Here is a 22665-nt window from a genome sequence, read left to right on the forward strand (position 1 = left end):
AGGAGGCGTCAGCAGATTTTTTCAAAAATGGGGTGACCGCATAAATGGAAACGAAACAGTTTGATGAAAAAGCGGAGAAGGCGTTGGCACAGCTGCTGGAAAAATTCTGGGTGCTGCGTCTTGAAGAACCAGAACTGTATCAAATGATCCGCGAGCGGGAGAAAGTCCTGAAACGCTATGTTGATGATAAGCTCGGGTTTGAACTCATCGTCCACCAGCACTTCATTAAGTTGGAAAAAATCCCGGTTGAACCGAAAAGCTGGATGGGGATTCAGTCATTCCAGGAACCGCGGGATTATGCGATGTTTTGCTGTGCCCTGGCATTCACGGAAAACCGTTCAGTCGATGAACAGTTTTTGCTGTCGGATGTTTGTGAGGAAATCAAAGATCTGTACCCCGGTGAATTTCCGCTTGACTGGACGAATTACAACCACCGCCGTTCGCTTGTCAGGGTGATTAAGGTTCTGGAACGGTTATCGATCCTCAAATCTGTTGAAGGGGAAATTGACCGGTTTGCCATGGATGCCGAACAGGAAGTGCTCTATGAAACGACGATTTATGCGCGTTATTTCATGCGTTCCTACCCTAGAGATCTGTTCGAATATGATACCACCGATGACATTTTGGCAAGTGAATGGGAACGGCATGAGGCAGATGAACGGCGTAAGCGGGTGTATCGCAAGTTGTTCATTTCACCGGTTGTGCACCGGGAAGCTGAGGATGACCCTGATTTTGCCTATATCCGCAATTTCCGCAACCGATTGCGGGAAGATATCGAAGCCCATACCCAATTCCGTCTGGAAGTGTTTAAAAATGCTGCCATGCTGGTAGCTGACGAAAAAAAGCAGGAGCTGACGTTGTTCCCCGATCAGAAAGCCATTATGGATGTGGCATTGCATGTGGCGAGCTATTTGCGGAGCCAGGATATCTATCAGCCGGATGAACTTGGAACGATCCGAATGTCACGCATGGCACTTGAACAAATTGTCACCAACGTTCGGGGTATCTATGGAAAAGGCTGGAGCAAACATTATCGTGAAACAAGCATTACCGGTATTACCAACGAATTAATCGACTTGCTGCAAGATTGGGAGATGCTTGAAATTGAAGCGGTGACACACGCGTATGTCATCAAGCCGCTGTTCGGACGGGCAACAGGCCATTATCCGAAAGACTTTTTAGCGAGTGGAGATGAGGCACATGAGCAAACATCATAAATGGAAAATGAATCGGGCCGGTTTATTAAACTTTTGGTACTATGATGATGAAGTTTTTGATTTTGCAGACGGGAAACTCCTGCTACGGGGCTCAAACGGTTCCGGTAAGTCTGTCACCATGCAGAGTATCCTGCCGGTATTGCTTGATGGGAAAAAGTCGCCCGACCGCCTCGATCCGTTTGGGTCAAGGGCGCGCAAAATGGAGGACTATCTGCTGGGCGAAAAAGATATCGTTGACCGGGATGAGCGGACAGGCTATCTATTCCTGGAATATAAACGTGAGGATACGAATCAGTATATAACAACCGGTATTGGACTGCAGGCACGCCGGCACAAAACCATGAATTTCTGGGGATTTGTCATAACCGATAACCGTCGTATTGGTAAGGATTTTAACCTGTATGAAATGGAACATAATGCAGGTGAAAAACAACGGATTCCGCTGTCACGTGTCCAGCTGGAAAACCGTATCGGCAGTGGCGGGCAGGTCGTCCGCACACAAGGCGATTATATGAAACTCGTGAACAAGTCTATTTTCGGATTTGCTGATCTGGAAGCCTACGATGACCTGATTAAACTACTCATCCAGTTGCGCAGTCCGAAATTGTCCAAAGAATTTCGCCCGACCGCCATTTATGAGATTCTCGAAGCATCCCTCCCACCATTGACAGATGAAGATTTACGCCATTTGTCCGACACGATTGAGCACATGGATCAGACAAAACAGCAAATCGAGCAATTGGAACGCGAACAAGTGGCCTTGGAAAAACTACTGAAGCGGTATGATACCTATAATCAATTTAAACTGGCGGATAAGGCAACCCATTATGTTGAAGCGGCGAAACGATACCATAAGGAAGACAAAGTGTTTTCCGAACAGCAGGAAAGACACCAGATGCTGGAACATGACATCAACGAACTGGAGGGTCGGAAAGGTGAACTGAGCGGGATTTATGATGTGCTGGAACAGAAGCGCACCCGCCTGCAGAGCCATAAAGTCTGGAATCTTGAAAAAGAGCGGACGGATGAAATAGCGGCGCTCGAGCAGATTCAGAACGATCACACCAAGAAGGACAAAGCGCTGACAGAGAAAAAACAGCAGGAGCTCATCACAAAAGATAAACAGGAAAAACTGGAAGCAGATCTTGACGCCATGAATCGCGAACTGGCTGACGTCATGGATGATCTGGATCAGGATGCGGCGGACGCTTCCTTTATGCAGCATGAAACGAATAAGGCCGATTTCCACCGGCATCAGGAATCAGACCATGATTTTACCATCTGGAAAAAGGAAGCTGAACAACATTACCAAACAATCGAGTCCATTGCCGATCAGCTCCGGGAATTTGAACAGAAAAAGGAAAAAATCGCTGACCTTGATGGGGAGATGGCTACGGCCAAAATGGACCGAGATAAATTGAAACAGGAAGAACAGGATTGGCTCAGTATTTTTGAAAACGATAAGCAGGCTAAACTGTCGGAAATTCACGCATGGGCCGAGCAGCACGACTTTTTGCCGGTAAGTGATGAAGTACTGCAACAGACGGCACGTGATCTGTACCGTTTATATGAACCTATCAGCTATGAAAACATCCGGACAGCTTTTGTGGAAGCGGCCAGCGATTATCAACTGAACATTAATAAACAAATCGCCCGGAAAGACAGTCGAATGACTGTGCTTGATGACGCTATCAGGGAAAAAGAAATGGAACTGGACGAATTGAAAACAAAACGCGATCCCGAACCGCCAAACCAGCATGAGCGAACACGGGATGCCCGGCGGAAATTGGGTGAAGCCGGATACCAGTTTGTGCCGTTTTACGAAGCGGTGGCGTTTCAGGAGCATGTACCCGATGATGTGCGCCAAACCATTGAAGCGGCACTGATCGATGCGGGTCTGTTGGATGCCCTGATGACTAACGAGGATTTTCCGCTTCAACACGACCGCGTCCTGAAGGCAAATCCCCATATGATGGCCCATACATTGGCGGATTATTTAGAGCCGGATTTGCAGGACGCTGCATTGGTAAGTCAGGCCAAAGTCGATGACGTATTGCGGAGTATCCTGGTGGATGATGATGTCGCCGATGATGTGGCGATTAACAGTGACGGCACATACCGGATTGGCCTGATAACCGGCCACGCACTTCCGGTTGAGCAGGTGCGGTTTATCGGCCGGAATGCCCGGAAACGTTACAGGCAGCAACAAATCGAACAAACGTCTGAAGAAATTGAAACATTTCAATCCGAAAAACGGACGGTCGAACAGGATATCGAAGCATTACAGGCCGCGATTCAAAAAGCCAAAGATGCGCTCACCGTTTTCCCGTCGGATGAGGACTTAAAGGAAAGCTTTTCACATATTCAAGAAAAACGGTTTGACATCCGGCAATATGATAAAAAACTGAGCGATCTGGATGAGCAAATGAATCAGTTATATCAGTCATACCGGGCGATTAAACGTAAGCTGGATACGACAACACGCGGACTTAATCTTGAATTTTCGTATGCGGCTTATCAGGAAGCCAAGCGGATGATGCGGACGTATGAGAACGATTTGCGTGACCTGATCACCAAACATACGACATACCGCTATACTGTCCAGCAATTACAACAGGCAAAAGACCGGCTGGACGAACTGGTAGTAGAAGTTGACGAACGACAGGGCGAGCTAAATACATTGGCAGACAGACGATTCCAGAAAGAGCAGAACATTGCTGAGATTGAGAACCAGCTGGAAGCAGCAGGTGTCGCTGATATTCGCAAACAAATCCAGGAAGTGCAGGAAAATATCACGGCAACCAGTCAGGAACTCGATCAGATCAAAACGGACTTACCACAGAAGGAAGCGGATAAGCAAGTTCTGGAAGGGAAAATGGAAGCATCCCGGCAGAAACTGACGTATTGGGAAAAGATGATTGAAGCATGGAAGGAATCGTTCAGCCATGAGGTTGGTCTTGGTTTTGTCGCCATGCCTGATCAGGAATTGGAAACGGCTGAACTCGCCAAAACAATTGCCAAACAGTATAAAACCTTTTTGCAGGAAAAAGATCCATCGACAATCGAAAGTCAGCTGACAAGTGTTTATTTCGAACAGCAATCCAACCTGATGGAATACCGCATGACGGATACGGAAACACCGGCAGTAGACTATCGTTGGATGCAGGAAGAATGGACAGACGAACAGCGCATACAGATTGACAACTGGAAACAAAAAACCAGCCGGCGTCTGATCCAGCTTGACTTTCAAGGAAAGAAGGTCAGTCCGTATTACATCAAGGAACAAGTCGAGGCTGATCGCGAACGCCAGCAAACGATGCTTGATGATCAGGACCGGAAGCTGTATGAAGAAATCCTGTTTGACTCCGTTGGCAAAAAACTCCGGAGCCGGATCAACCGGGCACAGGACTGGACTGAAAAAATGAATAAGCTGATGGCAGGAAGTGATTCATCTTCAGGGTTGTCGTTTTCCATTAAATGGAAGCCACGAACCGCTGAAACGGAAGCTGAAATGGATACGAAAGAACTGGTCGATCTGTTGCGCCGTGATGCCCGCTTGCTGAAAGAAGCGGACATTAACCAGGTCATTGACCACTTCCGTTCCAAAATCGAACGTGCCAAGGAATTGGTGGAAGTGAAAGGTGAAGGGAATACGCTCCTGCAAGTGTTGAAGGATGTGCTTGATTACCGGAACTGGTTCTCCTTTGTGTTATCCTACCAGCGTGAAGGCGAGCCGAAACGTGAACTGACCAATCATGCCTTTTATAAATTTAGTGGCGGGGAGAAGGCGATGGCCATGTATATCCCGCTGTTTACGGCATGCTACTCACGGTATTTGGAAGCAGAAGACACGGCACCCTATATTATTTCGCTTGATGAGGCATTTGCCGGCGTAGATGAGAACAATATCCGGGAAATGTTTGAGATTGTTGAGGAGCTTGGGTTCGATTATATCATGAATTCCCAGGTGCTCTGGGGCGACTATGATACGATCTCATCCCTTGCCATCTGCGAGCTCGTCCGGCCAAAAAATGAAAGTTTTGTAAGTGTGATCCGTTATCATTGGGACGGTCACACGAGGCATCTAATGGTTGATGGGGAAGAAGAAGTGGTGGCAACCGATTCGTAAAAGGAGAACGTTATGGCAAACGTGTTACAGGAAGCAGTGGCATTTTTTAAAACTGAAAAGGCCTATCAAACATTGTTCAAGCAATTTAAAAAGAAATACGAATCCCTTGGCAGGATTGGGGGGACTGTTCCCGTTCGCTTGTTTACAGATGATGAACTGGAGGTGATTGGCGGCTTCTTCGGTATACCTGGTCACCAATTGGCCGAGAAGGGTCGAATATCAGTTGCGGCTTTTGAGAAGCAATTGGCAGACACCCGGTTTGGCGACATTGGGCTGAAGCCGTTGCTTGATGGATATTTTGGTGAAGCAGTTATGTCCAAAAAACAGCGTCAGGAGGAGAAGGAGGCAGCATTGCGGCGTTTTGTCTCAAGCTTGACGACCACATATCCCGCCATAGAATTCTGGTTTGATTATCTCATGGAAAACAGCGGTGATACGCGTTGGATATGGGCCATGATTGACAAAACACCCGATGACTTTGTCGTGGCGGTTGGCCGGCTGGATACCGCTTACCGTCATCTGCCTGAGTCACCGGAGCGATTGCCGATGTTCAGTTCTCGGATAACCGGTGATCCGCACGTGTTTGATTTAAACAGGGATACGGGAAAGTTATGGCTGCACCTGTTGGCTGTGGCGGCCGATACGTCTGTCCCAACAAGCACGGAAGCAATCAATGAACTGCTGCAAGATTATAACATTTATCGTGATGATTTGCTGAACTATGTTACCTGTTCCGGCCTTCTGGCAGAAGAAGAAGCGGGTATACATCCGGTGTGGAAGGCTTCAGTTGAACGAAACACGGTGCAGATCGTCCCCATTCGTGAATTAATCAAGCTAACAACAATTTACCCATTTAATGGGGCGGACGTTTGGATTGTCGAGAATTCCGGGGTATGTGCTACCCTTTTGGATCATAAACCGGACGTCCCCATTGTTTGTACGAACGGTCAGTTTACGCTCGCTGCGTTGATGCTCCTGGACAGGCTTGCCGAATCAGGATGTGTGTTGCATTATGCCGGCGACTTTGACCCTGAAGGCCTTGGCATGGCACAGCGGTTGTTGGACAGATACCCGGTAGCCAGTATGCAATTATGGCATATGGATGCTGATGCTTATGTGGCGAGCAATCCGGTGAAAGCACTACCGGAAGAACGCCTGGAAAAGTTGAAGAAGATTGGACATCCTGCATTGGAGGAAGTGGTCGACGTCATGTGGAAGACAGGCAAGGCCGGTTATCAGGAAGCAGTGGTTGAACGAATGAAGGAAGACATTTAAAACGTTTAATGCCGATAAATGGCTCTATATATAGCTGATAAAATCCAATTTTGTTCCAGGAAAAATTGAATTTTGCAGGCTGGTTCAGGTTACATGTTTACTTTTTCCCGCTTTAACAGCTGATCATAATTATGCTACATTAGAATTATAACTACACCCTTATAACGGAGGTACATATATGACGTCACTATTGAAAGATAAGAACATTGTCGTGATGGGGGTTGCGAATAATCGCAGCATTGCCTGGGGGATTACCAAATCACTCCATAACGCTGGTGCGAACCTGATTTTCACCTATCGTCAGGAACGTTCCAAACAAAAGCTGGAAAAACTGCTCGACAACCATGCGATTGAACCACAAATGATTGTTTCCTGTGATGTTGAGGATGATGCCAGCATCGAACAGGCTTTTCAGGAAGTCGGGAATCAAGTTGGGGCGATTCACGGACTTGTGCATTCTGTCGCATTTGCCAATACGGATGAGCTGCAGGGCGATTATGCCAACACCTCCCGCGACGGCTATCTGCTGGCACAGAACATCAGCGCCTATTCTCTAGTCGCTGTGACCCGGGAAGCCAGAAAGTATATGACGGAGGGCGGGGCGATTGTCACCCAAACCTATCTTGGAGCTGAGCGTGTCGTCCCGAACTATAATGTCATGGGTGTTGCGAAGGCCGCACTGGAAGCGAGTGTACGCTATCTTGCTGAAGATGTCGGCAAAGATGGGGTCCGTGTCAATGCTGTATCGGCCGGTCCAATCCGCACATTGTCGGCCAAAGGTGTTGCCGGCTTTAATGACAAGATGTCGGTTGTTGAGGAAAAAGCACCGCTCCGCCGACAGGTCGATCAGGATCAGGTTGGGGATGCGACACTTTTCCTCTTGAGTGACCTGGCACGGGGCGTTACCGGTGAAGTGCTGCACGTAGACGCCGGTTTTCATATTGTGGCGGGTGCTTAATTCACCCCTGAGCAAAGGCGGGCATTCTAACAAGAGTGCTCGTTTTTTCATAAGATCAGAACGTATAACATTCAGGTGAAGTCTTCAATCATGAAATCGGTTGTTCGCCGATTTCTTCCAATCCGACTTCTGACCTCTGGCATCTGAAAAGACGCGTCAGCGTTTTTTTATGTTTAAACGTCGCTGACCGGGCATCTGCGCTTTTGAATATTTTATCCCTTAAATGAATTACAAGCCCCTCGCACCTTCTGCATACAGTAAACTATACAAGCATACACCCCTTTTCCTCATATTCCCGCTCGTAACGACATTGCAAAAGAGATTCTTTAATCGAAATTGGTACGAAAGGCTCAGCATGGATATGACCTAGACAATAAATAACAAACATTTGTTCGCATATTTGGTCGAATTTATGCTATACTACCAAACACGGGCTGTTCCAACAGGCGGGCAAACGGCTAATGCGCCCTGCGGTAAAGGGGGTGAGGCTGTTGAATATGTTTGAAGTGTTCATGGTACTGATCGGGTTTGGTACCATGCTGATTGGATTGCTGGCATTGATCCTGGACATCAACAATAAAAAATAGACCCCTCCAAACCTGGGTAAAATGGAAGAGAGGTCTATTTAAGGAAAGCCGGCCCGTTTGGGAACAGCTTATCTGACCACAGTGAATGCTGTGGTCTTATTAATATATGCGCCATTCTTCCTAGATTATACCCGGAAAAGCATCATATGAAAAGTAAAAGCCTCGTATTGCAGCATCGTTCAACAAATAAGACGATGGTTTTGCGTTAATCGCTGCCGTGTATACATAAAACGTTGACAGGAAACGTCTTTTTAAAATCAAAACCGATATGCTATATTAGACTGTAGACATTTTTTCGGTGATGGGATTCTTATTCTATGTCCGGTATAATTCAGTTTGCAGGAAGGGACATTCAGTCATGACAGATACTCAAACGCAATCGAAACAATTATACCGCTTTCTACTTGTGGCAGGGATTGTCATCGTTGCGTTCAATCTGCGTCCAGCCATTACGTCTGTTGGACCGCTGATTGGGATTATCCGCGATGATATTGGCCTGTCCAATTGGAGTGCCGGAATTCTCACGAGCCTCCCGCTGGTTGCTTTTGCGGTGATGTCACCCGCTGCCCCGAAATTGGGCAATCGTTATTCAAATGAACGGATGTTATTAGCAGGGCTGGTCCTGCTTTTTGTTGGGATAGCCGTTCGTTCCATTTCGGTTATTGCCCTTTTATTTATTGGCACATTATGTGTTGGCCTCGGTATTGCCATGTTAAATGTGCTTTTGCCTGGTGTCATTAAAGAAAAATTTCCGGCAAAAGTCGGACTGATGACAAGTATTTACTCAACAGCGATGGGAATTTTTGCTGCATCAGCCTCCGGGTTAAGCATCCCGTTTGCGCAAGGTCTGGATCTGGGATGGCAGCTATCACTGCTGATTTGGGCTACCCCGGCTGTTTTGGGGATGATTGTTTGGATTTATTTATTGAAAAAAGATACGTCGCGTGATGATACGGACATGACATATGTCAGCGTCAGTGACAACCGGATGTGGCAATCACCACTGGCCTGGCAGGTCGCTTGTTACATGGGGCTGCAGTCATTTTTGTTTTATGTAACGATTTCTTGGCTTCCGGAAATTTTACATGATAATGGATTAACCATGGCAATGTCGGGATGGATGCTGTCATTTGCGCAATTTGTCGGGTTGCCCGCCAGCTTCATCGTCCCGGTCGTGGCCGACAAGCTCAAATCACAGCGACGTATTGTGATCGTCATGGGGGTATGTGCGCTCGGTGGCTACGGTGGGTTGCTGATAGGGGAATCAATTACGGTTATGGTGATCAGTACGATCCTGATTGGCGTTACATTAAGTGGTATGTTTGCGCTGGCGCTGACCTTTTTGGGCATGCGGGCTCGAAATGCTCGCCATGCTGCAGAGTTATCCGGGATGGCACAAGCGTTTGGTTATACATTGGCTGCAGTTGGTCCGATGTTCATCGGCTATTTATATGACATGACCCATTTCTGGACGGTACCGCTCATAACCCTGATTGCGGTTTCTATTCTTGTCATGGCGTTCGGAATGGGAGCTGGCCGCGACCGGTATGTACTGGATTGAAATTGGATGTGAAATTGATGGAGCAGCGCGCTTATACGATTAAAGATCTATATTTTTGGCGGATCACCCTGAGCCTGGCACTGGCGTCTTTTTTTGTGTTTGCCGGGATGTATGCCGTACAGCCACTTCTTCCACAATTTGTGAAGGAATTCGGGGTATCCGTATCTGTTTCCGGTCTGGCGTTGTCACTGACCATCGCCGGACTGATCATCGGGCTGATTATACTCGGTTTTATGTCCGATCGTAACGGCCGGACACTATTTATTAAACTATCATTGGCAGGAGCGGCGATTCCATTTTTTTTGATCCCACTGTTTGATTCCTTTCTACTGCTTTTGGTATTAAGGCTCATGCAAGGATTTGCTCTGGCCGGACTTCCGGCGGCTGCACTTGCTTATTTGAGTGAGGAAATTGACCGGCGCAGTGTGCATGCCGCGACTGCCTTTTATATATCGAGTAATGCACTTGGCGGTATGGTCGGTCGGGTGATGACCGGTTATTTGACCGAGCATTTTTCCTGGGAAATGGCGTTTTATGTTTTGGCGGTTATTGGTTTGATCATCCTGGTTGCGGTGACAGTTATGCTTCCGCCGTCACGTTTTTTTACGCCAAGCTCATTACGGTTTTCCAGTGATTTAAAGGGATTTGCCTATCATTTGAAAAATCCGGCTTTACTGCTGTTCTTTGGTCTCGGGATTGTTCTGCAGCTCTCTTTTACCGGGATTTGGACGTATTTGCCGTTTTACCTCGAAGCGCCGCCGTTTGCGTTATCGTTGGACGTCATTTCGTATACATTTTTCGCCTATGGCTTGGGGGTGATTGGGTCACCGCTTGCCGGCTGGTTGGCAGGCAAGTTTCGTTTGAAAATCATCCGAATCACAGGTGTCCTCGTAATGGTAGCTGGTTTGTTCATGACACTGGGACCTGATTTATGGATGATTATCGTCGGACTATGTGTTGCCTGTCTCGGGTTTTTCACGGCCCATTCCCTGACTGCTTCAACCGTAAGCGAGCAAGTGAGCCATCATAAAGGGAGCGCCTCCAGCTTGTATCTCGTATCCTACTATATGGGTGTGGGCCTCGGAAGTTCGGTGCTTGGGCCATTATGGAGCAATGGCGGCTGGGTACCGCTTGTCCTGTTGCTTGGATCGATTCCGGCTGTCTATGTTTTGTTTGTCAATGGCATTCAGCGACTACACAGAAAACGGCAGACCACAGTAGACGAGTCATAAAATGTAAAAAAACAGGAAAACCTCGCTTCATAAGGTTTTCCTGTTTTTTTAATGGTTACGTATGTTTCATCATGTCCGGAATCTCGGTCAAATTAATATCCCAAGCAACTGGAAGCCAGAAGTAAATCGCCAGGGTGACCAGTAAAATACCGAAGAGGTTCAAGGCAATACCGGCTTTGGCCATATCCGGAATCCGTAAATACCCGGACCCGAAGACGACAGCGTTCGGCGGTGTGGCGACAGGCAGCATAAAGGCGCTGGATGAAGCGACACCGGCCGCAACCATCACTGTGAATGGGTGAACACCGAGGGCAACGGCAAGCGATGCCATAATCGGATACATCATGTTGGCGGTTGCGGTATTGGATGTGATTTCGGTCAGGAAGATCACCATGCCGGCCACAACGAGCAACACGATGAATAAATGGATACCTTCCAAAACTGTCAGCTGGTTACCAATCCACTCGGACAGCCCTGATTCTGTGAACCCGCTGGCGATGGCAAGACCGCCGCCAAACAGGAGCAGAATCCCCCAAGGGAGTTTTACCGCTGAATCCCAGTCCAGTAGATGATCGCCTTCTCTGTTTTTGGCCGGGATAATAAATAGGATAATCGCTGCCGTCATCGCAATAATCGCATCATTTATGTTTTCATTAACATATTCTGTTAGGAAAAATGAGCGGGTAATCCATGCCAAAGCAGCAAACGTGAACACGGTAAGCACGGTTTTTTCCTCAAAGGATGCTCGCCCAAGCTCATCTTTTTGTTCCTGGATAACTTCTCGTCCACCGGGCAGCTGATTCATTTTTGTCGGGAAAGCCACCTTTACCAGATAAAACCAAGCGACAAAAATAAACAGCCAGGCAATCGGGACGCCAAACAGCATCCAACCGGCAAAGGAGATTTCGATGTCGTATATATTATTGACGGCACCGGCCAGCGCCGTATTTGGCGGTGTGCCGATTAGAGTCGAAATACCGCCGACAGAAGCAGAATAGGCAATCGCCAGCATTAGTGCTTTACCGAAGCCGAAGTTTTCTTTTGATGTGTCTACCGAATCGTCGTTCTTTAACTGCTCCGACACTTGATAAATAATCGCCAGTCCGATCGGTACCATCATCATCGCCGTGGCGGTGTTGGAAATCCACATAGACAGGAATCCGGTCGCGATCATAAAACCAAGAATGATGCGTTCCGTATTCGTCCCGATAATCGAAATAATCGTTAAAGCAATCCGCTTATGCAGATTCCATTTTTCCATGCCAGGGCAATCATAAAGCCGCCCATGAACAGAAAGATCGTGTCATCACCATATGATGAGGTGGTCAAGTCAATGTCCAACCCACCTGTCAGGGGGAACAGAATAATCGGCAGCAGCGATGTTGCGGGAATCGGAACTGCCTCGGTCATCCACCAGACCGCAATCCATAGCGTGCTGGCAAGAATGGCTTGTCCGGCATCAGAAAGACCTTCCGGCTGGAAAAATAATAATGTCAGTATAAACAGAATAGGTCCTAAAAATAACCCGATTAACTGCGCCGGAGTATATGAGCGGTTATGGTTGCCGCCGTTGCTTGTTCTTGTGCTGTTGGGATTCGTGTTGTCCGAATCAAACGTTGACTTATTCGGCCGGACGAAGAAGCTCAGCAAATCCTTTGCCTGGTGATGTTTGTCCCACAGCCAGTTCCAGGTTGCAGAAATCATAGTGTTCCTCCTTATGCCTGTATTCGAATAGTAAAATATGAAACCGGTAACAGATACCGAAATATCCTATATTATAAGAGAAAATCAGACGAGAGGCAAACGTTAGTGTGTTGAGGTATTAATGGCGAAACCCATTACTTTACGATTGAAAAAATATGCTTGATGACGGTAATAGCCGTATGGCACAGCACTTGTCAAAATCGCCAATTCGATCTGCCGATGTTGCAGCTGTCATGTCAGACAAAAACAGGCCATACAAACGGATTCGTTGCTTAGTATTCCGAAATATAATACAATGTCCGGGGTGTGATAAAAAGAGGATTGATGGACGTGCCGAAGTTTGTTTGGTTATTGGAACGGTTATTAATGCCGGGTTTTACATAGAAAAGGAGCGTCTAAATGGATATTAAATTGATTGCCTTGGATATGGATGGGACATTACTGAATTGTGACGAAGCTGTTTCGGATTTTAATCGGGAAAAAATTGCCGAGGCGTTGGCCAAAGATGTACAGGTGGTGCTAAGTACCGGACGTTGGCTCGGTTCTTGCTACCCGTATGCTGAATCATTGAATTTGTCATCTTTTTTGATTACATGTAACGGTGGGGAAATTTGGACCATTGATAAGAAGTTAAAGGAGCGCCATTTGCTTGATCCCCAGCGCATACAAATGATGTGGGAGCTGGCAGAGGGTTTGAGAATGCACGCTCGTATGGTTTCAACCGATAGAATTTGGTTTGGCGAACGGCCGGATGACTTTTCCACCCATGAATGGCTCAAATTCGGCTGTGAATCCCATGATACTGAAAAATTAGACACCCTCGTCAAAGAACTTTCCCATTATGATGACCTTGAATTGACGAATTCACTTCCAATCAATATTGAGGTGAACCCAAAAGGCGTTCATAAGGCCAGCGCCCTCGAAACCGTGTGCGATGCATTGGGCATTACGATGGAAAATGTCATGGCAGCAGGTGACAGCCTGAACGATATTAAAATGATTCAGGAAGCGGGTGTCGGTGTCGCCATGGGAAATGCCCAGGAGGCGATCAAGAACGTGGCTGATTATGTGACCGATACAAATAATCAGCATGGTGTCGGCAAGGCAATTGACAAATTTGTGCTATCAAAATAGATACATCCCCTTCTATTTGATGGTTTTGAACATATACTGTCATAAGACAGGTAAATTTACTTTGTGCTGGATAAGGCGTATAATAGTCATAATACGATGAAAGGGGATGCTGTTATGTCATTTTCCCGTGGCCCAAAAAAATCCGTTCCAGAAGTGGAAACGAATGTATGGGCATGTACAAGTGAAAGCTGTGCAGGCTGGATGCGTGAGTCGTTCAGTTTTAGTGAGGAGCCCGAATGCCCGCTTTGCCAGTCGTCTATGGAACTGGAAACCCGGGTTCTGCCTGAAGTGGAAGATTAAACGAGCTTGAATTGTCAATGACAACAAATGAAGCAACTTAAAAAACAGGATGTCGTACGAGGCATCTTTTTATAATGGGTGAAAAAAGGCCCTTTTTAGTCGAGCCACCTACATCAGGGTGGCTTTATGCGTTAGTCGGATGGCAAATAGTTGTCATAATTCACATAATAGTTGTATAATCTGAAATAGAGGGATCACCCTGTTAATCCATCGAATTTTGTAAACGATTACAAAAATATGGGGAGGAATGTCGAGATGCAGTATGCAAACCCAAATACAGAAGGTGCAGTGGTCCATTTTCAGGAGCGGTATGACAATTTCATCGGCGGGGAATACCGTCCACCGGCAAACGGAAAGTATTTTGAGAATGTGAGCCCGGTGACAGGGAAAGTCTTTTGTGAGTTAGCCAGGTCAACAAAGGAAGATGTGGAGGCAGCGGTTGATGCCGCCTATAACGCGAAAGATGCCTGGGGAAAAACGGCTGTGGCGGAACGGGCCAATATGTTAAATAAGATAGCGGATCGAATAGAAGACAATTTGGAAATGCTGGCCGTTGCGGAAACATGGGATAACGGGAAAGCTGTTAGGGAGCCGCTTGCAGCTGATTTGCCGCTGGCTGCAGATCATTTTCGCTATTTTGCCGGGGCCATTCGGGCACAGGAAGGTGGTATCAGCCAGATTGACAATGACACGGTAGCGTATCATTTTCAGGAACCGCTCGGTGTCGTCGGGCAAATCATCCCGTGGAATTTTCCGATTTTAATGGCGACCTGGAAGTTGGCACCAGCCCTTGCTGCGGGTAACTGTGTCGTCCTGAAACCGGCCGAACAGACGCCGGCTTCCATTCATGTGCTGCTTGATTTGATTAAGGATCTTCTGCCGGCTGGTGTGGTCAACGTTGTTAACGGATTTGGGGTGGAAGCAGGGAAGCCGCTTGCCTCCAACAGCCGTGTTTCCAAAGTTGCCTTTACCGGTGAAACAACAACAGGACGCTTGATCATGCAATATGCTTCGGAAAATATTATCCCGGTGACGCTCGAGCTTGGCGGCAAATCACCGAATATTTTCTTCTCGGATGTGATGGATAAAGATGATAGCTTCCTGGATAAAGCAATTGAAGGTCTTGTCATGTTTGCCCTGAACCAGGGTGAGGTATGTACCTGTCCGTCAAGAGCGCTGGTTCATGAATCGATTTACGATGAATTTATGGCGCGTGCGATTAAACGGGTTAATGAAATCAAAATCGGCCACCCGCTGGATACAGAGACCATGATGGGTGCGCAAGCTTCGCAGGAACAAATGGAGAAAATCAAATCCTATCTTGATATCGGTAAGCAAGAGAGCGCTGAAGTCGTTGTCGGTGGCAATGTCAATCAGCTGGACGGTGATATGGAAGAAGGCTATTACATTGAGCCGACGATTTTCAAAGGCGATAATAAAATGCGTGTTTTCCAAGAAGAAATTTTCGGGCCGGTGCTGGCTGTCACAACGTTTAAAGATGATGAAGAAGCGATGGAAATCGCCAATGATACACTTTATGGCCTGGGCGCCGGCGTATGGACACGGAATATCAATACCGCTTATCGTTTCGGACGGGGCATTGAAGCCGGCCGTGTCTGGACGAATTGCTACCATCAGTATCCGGCACATGCTGCGTTCGGCGGCTACAAGAAATCCGGCATCGGACGCGAAAACCACTTGATGATGCTTGACCATTATCAGCAGACAAAAAATCTATTAATCAGTTACAGTGACGATCCAGCCGGGTTATTTTAGACTGTTCGACATGGTTTAGAAAGGTGAAAGTGTGGACAGGGGGAATTTTAATAGATAGGAAGATCCCGGAATCGGAGTGCAGGGATCATTAGAGCAGAAATATCAACAGGAGAATGGCGGAATCAACGGAAGAACGGAAATATCAACGGGAGAATGGCGGAATCAACAGAAGAGCGGAGATATCAACGGGAGAATGAGAGAATCAACAGAAAAGCGGGAATATCAACAGGAGAATGGCGGAATCAACAGAAGAGCGGGAATATCAACAGGAGAATGGCGGAATCAACAGAAGAGCGGAAGTATCAACGGGAGAATGGTGGAATCAACGGAAGAGCGGATATATCAACGGGAGAATGAGAGAATCAACAGAAAAGCGGGAATATCAACAGGGGAATGGCGGAATCAACAGAAGAGCGGGAATATCAACGGGAGAATGGCGGAATCAACAGAAGAGCGGGAATATCAACGGGAGAATGAGAGAATCAACGGAAGAACGGGAATATCAACGGGAGAATGAGAGAATCAACAGAAGAGCGGGAATATCACCACTAACGAGAGGGTGTGACAGATGGTTGAACGGGTAACGGCGACTGATGAAGCATTAAAGCTGATCGATATTCTGGCGGAAACACATGGGCCGCTCATGTTCCATCAGTCAGGCGGGTGTTGTGACGGGAGTTCGCCAATGTGCTACCCGCGCGGTGAATTCCGGATCGGTGAGTCAGATGTACAGCTCGGGGAAATTGGTGACACACCATTTTATATGTCAAAAGACCAATATGACTATTGGAAGCACACGCAGCTGATCATCGATGCTGTTGACGGCCGCGGCGGAATGTTCTCATTGGAAGGGCCGGAGGGAAAGCGGTTCCTGACCAGATCAAGGGTGTTTACCGAGGAAGAACGACAAGCATTGAGTTAGGAAGAAATCCATGCAGGCTAGAACCCTGCATGGATTTTTTGCTGGAATAAGACTTTTTTAAATTTTAACCAGGTGTTCTGAATAGTTATGTTAAAATAAATCTAAAGATTGTAACGAAATGGTCTTGCATTGAACATTTTGGGTTTCAACAATCGGGCCACGTTCGACAAGTTCTACTATAAGCGTTAAAAAGTGAAATGTAGGGGATTCATTGAATCCTAACTTTACAATCAAGGATGGGAATGAAGGAACCACGTTTCCTGAAACCATCCCGTCAAAAGCCTGCCTGCGTCGTAACGGACAGGTTACGGGGTTTGAAGTACAGGTGATTCGGCAGAACGAAGGCTGGAGCCACTCCACAGGAGAAGGTATGCCGACGGATATGCCGCGCGGCTGAAAAACTGGATAAGGTGAGAATGGCTTCACTAGTATGAAGCTGACGAATAACCGAATGTACAGGTCTAGAGTTTGACCATAGGGAAACTTATGGCCCATCCAACGATGGGGTGAGTGGCGTGAAGTAAAAATTGGCCCTATGAAACACGCTATACCGGACTACGGCGGTATCTTGCTCACAGGCTTCCAGGGGAACACCTACGTCCAGTAAGGAAAGCTAGGTTGTAAGGGACTTGGAAAACAAGAGACGTTGAAACAAGGACTGTCATCTGAAACGGTTGTTATAAGGTTTTTCCGAAAAACATTTATTCTTGTGAGGGTAGGGGCATGACTGATGAACCTTCTGTAATGGAAGTGAAGGAATAGCCCCAAGTCTAGCGAAATGAACGATTATTTTCCATACGTGCGTTGCACCGGTCGGGTAGGAACGTGGGAACATCGCTCCATGAAGGAGGGATGCCACAGTGCAAGCTCTACGTTATTGGGATTACTACGGCATGACCAAGACGTTTACGGATTTGTACGATAAAAGTCTGAAACAAGAGCCCTTTTCGCGTCTCTATGATGTGATTACATCCCGAGAAAATATTTTGTTAGCTTATCGTATGATCAAATCCAATAAAGGGTCCAAGACACCAGGAACCGATGGTAAAACCATTGCCGATATGAAAACTTGGACAGAAGAAGCACTCGTGACGGAAGTCCGAAGAAAGCTGAATCACTACCGTCCGAAAAAAGTCAGACGGGAATGGATTGAAAAGGACAACGGAAAATGGCGTCCTTTGGGCATTCCATGTATGCTGGATCGCATTATTCAACAGAGTTTTAAACAGGTGTTAGAGCCGATTGCGGAAGCCCGTTTCTATAATCATAGTTACGGATTCCGACCGCTTCGTTCAGCACACCATGCCATGGCAAGAATCCAACAACTTATCAATTTATCCCACTTTCATTTTGTGGTTGATATTGATATTAAAGGTTTCTTTGACCATATTAACCATACACTGTTGATGAAACAACTGTGGAATATCGGCATTCAAGACCGCAAGGTGCTGGCCTGTATTTACAGGATGTTAAAAGCTGAAATTGACGGCGAAGGCATTCCTACACAGGGCGTACCGCAGGGTGGAGTGTTATCGACGTTACTTGCGAACATAGTCCTTAATGATCTCGATCAATGGGTGGCTGATCAGTGGGAATTCTTTCCGCTGTCCAAATCCTATCAATCTAAGGTTGGCGAAAGAGGTGCCAAAAAGCGAAGCCGCCTGAAAGAAGGGTACCTTGTCCGTTATGCGGATGACTTTAAAATCCTTTGTAAGGACGGAAAAGCTGCGCAGAAATGGTATCACGCCGTCCGACTTTATTTGAAAGACCGTCTGAAGCTCGATATTTCGCCGGAAAAGTCACAAATTGTGAACCTGCGAAAAAGGGAATCGGAGTTTCTCGGCTTCACCATCCGCGCCGATAAGAAGGGCAGTAAGAGAGTAGCCCGAACTGGCATCAAGGCGGATAAAAAGAAAAAGATTAAGACAGAGGCCAAAAGGCTGATCCGACAAGTCAAGGCATCTCCCTCGGCCAAGAATGCTCTTCTGTTCAATAGCTTTGTCCTGGGTCTTCATAATTACTTTAAGAAAGCAACGAAGGTTAACCTTGAGTTCTCACGAATGGCCTATGACCTAGGTGCGTACCTATACAATCATCTCAGACCGGTTGGTAAATATGGCCGTCCGGCCAAACCACCGCCGGTCTACAAAAAGTTCTATCATTCTAGCTGTAAAACTTTTAAAATTGACGAGGTATATTTGTTTCCTCTTTCTGATGTCCAAACAGACAATGCCATGGGATTTAAGCAAACCATGACACCTTTTACTGAAGCGGGAAGAGAAACCATTCATCAGAAACTTCGTCCAGATATCAGACGGGAAATTGGGCGTCTTATGACATCCACCCTTCCAAATCGTAGTGTTGAATATATGGATAACCGCATCAGTCGATACAGTATGAAGATGGGCAAATGCGAAATCACAGGCGTTGACCTGTCTGCCGCAGATGTTCATTGTCATCACTACATTCCGAAAAGTTATGGAGGAACGGATAAATTTGATAACCTTCGCATCCTCCATTGGAAGGTCCATCAGCTGATACATTATACGAACAAAAAGATGATTGACGAACTCAGATCAAGATTACATCTTACGTGGTCAATGATCATAAAGGTTAATCGATATCGTGAAAGATGTCATCTTGAACCGATTTAGGAATCTCAATCACCTGAGTAACGGGGAACTTATGATTTAGTAGACTTCGGTAGATGGAACGCGGAGTGCGGGGAAACTTGCACGCTCCGTGTGGAGTGGGGGGTGCGACAGGAAGCAACTTCTACCGCACACAGTCAGTGTCTCTATCGAGACTATTCAAGTTGCATTGAATATTCCCTTCCAAAACTGCATTATGAGCAATCGTAATGTGGGTTGCATGAGGATGTGCCCAACCAACAACTAAGTGTCTAAGCTGTTGGGGGTCAGGGAAAGAGTAGTATGGTTAACGGTAAGTGAATCTCTATAAGCATCGTCACCGCAGTCGCTAGGTAAGACACGTTTAAACTAGCGTTTCAATAGGTAGGAAAAGTAGCTTCCCCTGAATACTTTTATGCAACCCATAGACCTATCGGTGTATTGGAGGAACCTAACCTACTCGTATCTGACAGAAGTTGAACTTGTTAAGTCCAATGGGGTCCTTACTGAGGTAAGCTAAGCGTAAGCACAGCCCAATTCCCCAGTGGATAAAGGAAATTGGAAAAAGCAAATGCCACCGTGCTGAAAGGCATCAGGAATCGGAAATAACTGGGTGGATATTATCCTATGATATAACCCGAAAGGGTGCCGAATTCCAATTGGTGTGCAACATGGTATAAAGCGTTGACGAATAATTCAAAAGGATGGTAACAGACGATGAACACTTCTATAAAGAAGTCCGCATTACCAAACGTTACTGATTGGGACAGTATTAATTGGTTAAAGATTAGTCAGTATGTAGAAAAGTTACAGCAACGAATATACCATGCCGAACGTCTAGGGAAAATCCGTAAAGTAAGGGATTTGCAAAGTCTGCTAATGAAAAGTCAAGCTGCACTACTACTCTCAATTCGAAAAGTTACCCAGATTAATAAGGGGAAACGAACGGCTGGAGTTGACGGGCATAAAGCTTTAAATCCTTATGAAAGAATAAAACTCTACAATAAAATGAAGGACATGGACATCAAGTGTCATAGACCCAAGCCGGCTTATCGAACTTATCTCAAAAAGAAAAACGGGAAGCTTAGACCTCTAGGAATACCGACCGTGAAAGATAGAATTTATCAAAACATTGCTAAATTAGCACTTGAACCACAGTGGGAAGCCAAATTCGAACCAACTTCTTATGGTTTTAGACCTAAAAGAAATTGTCATGATGCAATTCAAAGAATTCACACCACTGTTGGAAATAAGAAGGTCTGGATATTTGAAGGCGACTTTAAAGGTTGTTTCGATAATTTAAACCATGACTATATCCTTGAACAGATTAAAGGTTTTCCGGCCTTTAATACAATAGCAAAGTGGTTAAAAGCAGGTTTTGTAGATAACAATGTATTCCATGAATCAGAAGATGGAACGCCTCAAGGTGGCATTATTTCACCACTTCTAGCTAATATCGCACTACATGGTCTAGAAAATCTACTTAATATAAAATACCGAAAGGTAAAGAGGAAAACTAAAACATCTTACGAAAATCGGGCTAAGTTTGCCGTTACTAAATATGCTGATGACTTCGTCATCATGTGTGAATCCGAGGAAGATGCTTATAGTCTATATAATAAATTGAAGCCGTACCTGGAAACCAGGGGGCTTGAGTTAGCAATGGACAAGACGAAAATAACGCATATTGAAGAAGGGTTTGATTTCTTAGGTTTCAATATAAGAAAATACAAAACTCATAATGGTAGTAAAGTTCATACCAAACCTTCCAAGGATAGCATTAAAAATGCGAAGAGGAAAATCAGTGATAAAGCAAGGCAATTATACGGGAAAAATGTACAAAAACTAATTGGCACGCTTAACCCTATCACTTTAGGTACAGCGATTTATTGGAGTCCAACTGTCGCCAAAAAAGTCTTTTCTGAAATGGACTCACATATTTGGAAAGTCCAATACAAATTTCTGAGAAGGCTTCACCCAAAAAAGAGCTGGAAATGGATCAGCGAAAGGTATTTTAAACCAGATAAAACTGGCCAAAGTAAAAATAATTGGATACTAACTGACCCAATAACCAATAATCAATTGAAAAAGGTGTCTTGGATACCAATTGTAAGACACGTGCTAATCACACATGATTATAGTCCTTTTAACAAAAATCTCAAAGATTATTTTGAGAAACGTGATATGAAAGAGTTTGATAGAAACAATGTAGCATATAGACAAAAGTTAGCGAAAAAGCAGAAATACAAATGCTCTTTGTGTAGTAAATCAATTGCAGATGGAACCGAAGGTCTAGAAATGCATCATAAAATTCCTAGAGTCCAAGGTGGGAATAATGAATATAAGAACATAGAATTGGTTCACATATCTTGCCATCTGGAATACCACAAGGTATTCCCCGCAAGGAATAACATTCCAAATAAGGCTCAACTTCGGGGTGTTATGGACTACATAAAGAGAAAGAAGATAATAGGATTAATTTAGCCTAGACATGGATAAATGCATGCTTGAGCCGTATGTGCTGAAAGGCACACGTGCGGTTCTTAGGGGGGGAAGGGGATAGTAATATCCCTGACCTACCCGACAAAAGCTGGAGATAACATCAAAGGCTTACCTATCACTGACGATTGTTGCAAAATTTATTGTGGAGATGATGGAGTTATGAGACGATGGTTATTAAGAAAAATGGCAGAAGATTAATTAAATATAACACTAGAGGTAAAAAATGAGGATAAACAAAAATGTAGTTCTGGTTATTATAGTTATTGTTTTCTTTGTTGTAGTTACTTATTTTATTGACACTGACGAAAGTAATGTTCCACCAAGTGAGACGAACAGCGAAACGAATCCAGTAAAGGAAATTGAAAAATTAAAACAAAAAAATGCGTATTTAAACCAGGATATTGAGACTATAAAGAAATCTTTATTTGAGGCAGAAAAGTTCATATTTGATTCAGAACTTGCAAGTGATTATCTAAATGATTATCGGAGTTTCCCACAATCAAAAATTCTTTATAAGCAAATTGAAGATACAAAATACATCATACTTTTCAAGGATAAGGTGGAAACTCACCTTGTTGTAGCACTGGATGAACCACGCTTCGATATTTTCTTGAACATCCCTTCTTTAAGCCCAGCGAATGGTATTACTGTGGATTATATGGAGGGTTCTGAATATAGTTACTTTGGTGGTATTATTACAGATAAAGAGATTAAAAAGGTACAGGTATCACAACAAAA

The 22665-nt window shown here is 45.5% G+C and carries 15 protein-coding genes and 1 pseudogene; 15 read left to right on the forward strand and 1 reads right to left on the reverse strand.

All coding sequences use genetic code 11. The features are described from left to right. The first annotated feature begins 44 nt into the window (after positions 1-44). From ACFQ4A_RS10780 to ACFQ4A_RS10810, 7 genes are all read left to right on the forward strand, one after another. The gene (locus tag ACFQ4A_RS10780; RefSeq protein ID WP_382400429.1) at positions 45-1217 is read left to right on the forward strand and encodes a TIGR02678 family protein; all 1173 of its coding nucleotides are present in this window, start codon (positions 45-47) and stop codon (positions 1215-1217) included. Continuing rightward, a complete protein-coding gene (locus ACFQ4A_RS10785; protein WP_382400431.1) occupies positions 1201-5346 on the forward strand; it encodes a TIGR02680 family protein in 4146 nt (1381 codons plus the stop codon). Before ACFQ4A_RS10780 ends, ACFQ4A_RS10785 begins: the two co-directional genes overlap by 17 nt. Before the next feature lie 12 nt (positions 5347-5358). Next, positions 5359-6621 (forward strand): TIGR02679 family protein, encoded by a 1263-nt coding sequence (locus ACFQ4A_RS10790; RefSeq protein WP_382400433.1) that lies wholly within the window; start codon positions 5359-5361, stop codon positions 6619-6621. A 178-nt stretch (positions 6622-6799) separates the two neighbouring features. Continuing rightward, positions 6800-7579 carry an enoyl-ACP reductase FabI gene (gene fabI, locus ACFQ4A_RS10795; protein WP_382400435.1) on the forward strand — a complete coding sequence of 260 codons (780 nt, stop codon included), beginning with the start codon at positions 6800-6802 and terminating at the stop codon, positions 7577-7579. Positions 7580-8076: 497 nt separating this feature from the next. Next, positions 8077-8166 (forward strand): putative holin-like toxin, encoded by a 90-nt coding sequence (locus tag ACFQ4A_RS10800; protein WP_382400463.1) that lies wholly within the window; start codon positions 8077-8079, stop codon positions 8164-8166. Between the two features lie 358 nt (positions 8167-8524). After that, positions 8525-9727, forward strand: coding sequence for a CynX/NimT family MFS transporter (locus ACFQ4A_RS10805; protein ID WP_382400437.1), 1203 nt, complete (start codon positions 8525-8527; stop codon positions 9725-9727). Positions 9728-9744: 17 nt separating this feature from the next. Then, entirely contained in the window at positions 9745-10959 is a 1215-nt protein-coding gene (locus ACFQ4A_RS10810) for an MFS transporter (RefSeq protein WP_382400439.1), read from the forward strand. A gap of 55 nt (positions 10960-11014) precedes the next feature. Here ACFQ4A_RS10810 and ACFQ4A_RS10815 read toward each other — a convergent pair. Next, positions 11015-12663: pseudogene (locus ACFQ4A_RS10815) on the reverse strand (SLC13 family permease). A 399-nt stretch (positions 12664-13062) separates the two neighbouring features. Here ACFQ4A_RS10815 and ACFQ4A_RS10820 point away from each other — a divergent pair. The 8 genes from ACFQ4A_RS10820 to ACFQ4A_RS10855 all read left to right on the forward strand — a co-directional run. Continuing rightward, complete coding sequence (locus tag ACFQ4A_RS10820; RefSeq protein WP_382400441.1) at positions 13063-13797, forward strand: Cof-type HAD-IIB family hydrolase; 735 nt, start codon at positions 13063-13065, stop codon at positions 13795-13797. A 114-nt stretch (positions 13798-13911) separates the two neighbouring features. Next, complete coding sequence (locus tag ACFQ4A_RS10825) at positions 13912-14097, forward strand: cold-shock protein (RefSeq protein WP_382400443.1); 186 nt, start codon at positions 13912-13914, stop codon at positions 14095-14097. 255 nt (positions 14098-14352) lie between these two features. Then, the gene (exaC, locus tag ACFQ4A_RS10830) at positions 14353-15873 is read left to right on the forward strand and encodes an acetaldehyde dehydrogenase ExaC (RefSeq protein WP_382400445.1); all 1521 of its coding nucleotides are present in this window, start codon (positions 14353-14355) and stop codon (positions 15871-15873) included. A gap of 76 nt (positions 15874-15949) precedes the next feature. Beyond that, positions 15950-16390, forward strand: coding sequence for a hypothetical protein (locus ACFQ4A_RS10835; protein ID WP_382400447.1), 441 nt, complete (start codon positions 15950-15952; stop codon positions 16388-16390). Positions 16391-16441: 51 nt separating this feature from the next. Further along, a complete protein-coding gene (locus ACFQ4A_RS10840) occupies positions 16442-16795 on the forward strand; it encodes a DUF779 domain-containing protein (protein ID WP_382400449.1) in 354 nt (117 codons plus the stop codon). Positions 16796-17655: 860 nt separating this feature from the next. Further along, positions 17656-19449, forward strand: a complete 1794-nt coding sequence (gene ltrA / locus ACFQ4A_RS10845) for a group II intron reverse transcriptase/maturase (protein WP_382400451.1) — start codon at positions 17656-17658, stop codon at positions 19447-19449. Between the two features lie 693 nt (positions 19450-20142). Then, complete coding sequence (gene ltrA, locus ACFQ4A_RS10850) at positions 20143-21909, forward strand: group II intron reverse transcriptase/maturase (protein WP_382400453.1); 1767 nt, start codon at positions 20143-20145, stop codon at positions 21907-21909. Between the two features lie 241 nt (positions 21910-22150). Beyond that, positions 22151-22665: hypothetical protein (locus ACFQ4A_RS10855; protein ID WP_382400455.1), on the forward strand; the 515-nt coding region annotated here is incomplete at its 3' end.

The sequence above is a fragment of the Lentibacillus salinarum genome (assembly GCF_042679865.1).
GTDB classification, from domain to species: Bacteria; Bacillota; Bacilli; order Bacillales; family Amphibacillaceae; genus Lentibacillus; species Lentibacillus salinarum.

Coding starts and splice junctions, on each gene's coding strand:
- ACFQ4A_RS10780 (WP_382400429.1), top strand. CDS start 45: ATGGAAACGAAACAGTTTGATGAAAAAGCGGAGAAGGCGTTGGCACAG.
- ACFQ4A_RS10785 (WP_382400431.1), top strand. CDS start 1,201: ATGAGCAAACATCATAAATGGAAAATGAATCGGGCCGGTTTATTAAAC.
- ACFQ4A_RS10790 (WP_382400433.1), top strand. CDS start 5,359: ATGGCAAACGTGTTACAGGAAGCAGTGGCATTTTTTAAAACTGAAAAG.
- fabI (WP_382400435.1), top strand. CDS start 6,800: ATGACGTCACTATTGAAAGATAAGAACATTGTCGTGATGGGGGTTGCG.
- ACFQ4A_RS10800 (WP_382400463.1), top strand. CDS start 8,077: ATGTTTGAAGTGTTCATGGTACTGATCGGGTTTGGTACCATGCTGATT.
- ACFQ4A_RS10805 (WP_382400437.1), top strand. CDS start 8,525: ATGACAGATACTCAAACGCAATCGAAACAATTATACCGCTTTCTACTT.
- ACFQ4A_RS10810 (WP_382400439.1), top strand. CDS start 9,745: ATGGAGCAGCGCGCTTATACGATTAAAGATCTATATTTTTGGCGGATC.
- ACFQ4A_RS10820 (WP_382400441.1), top strand. CDS start 13,063: ATGGATATTAAATTGATTGCCTTGGATATGGATGGGACATTACTGAAT.
- ACFQ4A_RS10825 (WP_382400443.1), top strand. CDS start 13,912: ATGTCATTTTCCCGTGGCCCAAAAAAATCCGTTCCAGAAGTGGAAACG.
- exaC (WP_382400445.1), top strand. CDS start 14,353: ATGCAGTATGCAAACCCAAATACAGAAGGTGCAGTGGTCCATTTTCAG.
- ACFQ4A_RS10840 (WP_382400449.1), top strand. CDS start 16,442: ATGGTTGAACGGGTAACGGCGACTGATGAAGCATTAAAGCTGATCGAT.
- ltrA (WP_382400453.1), top strand. CDS start 20,143: ATGAACACTTCTATAAAGAAGTCCGCATTACCAAACGTTACTGATTGG.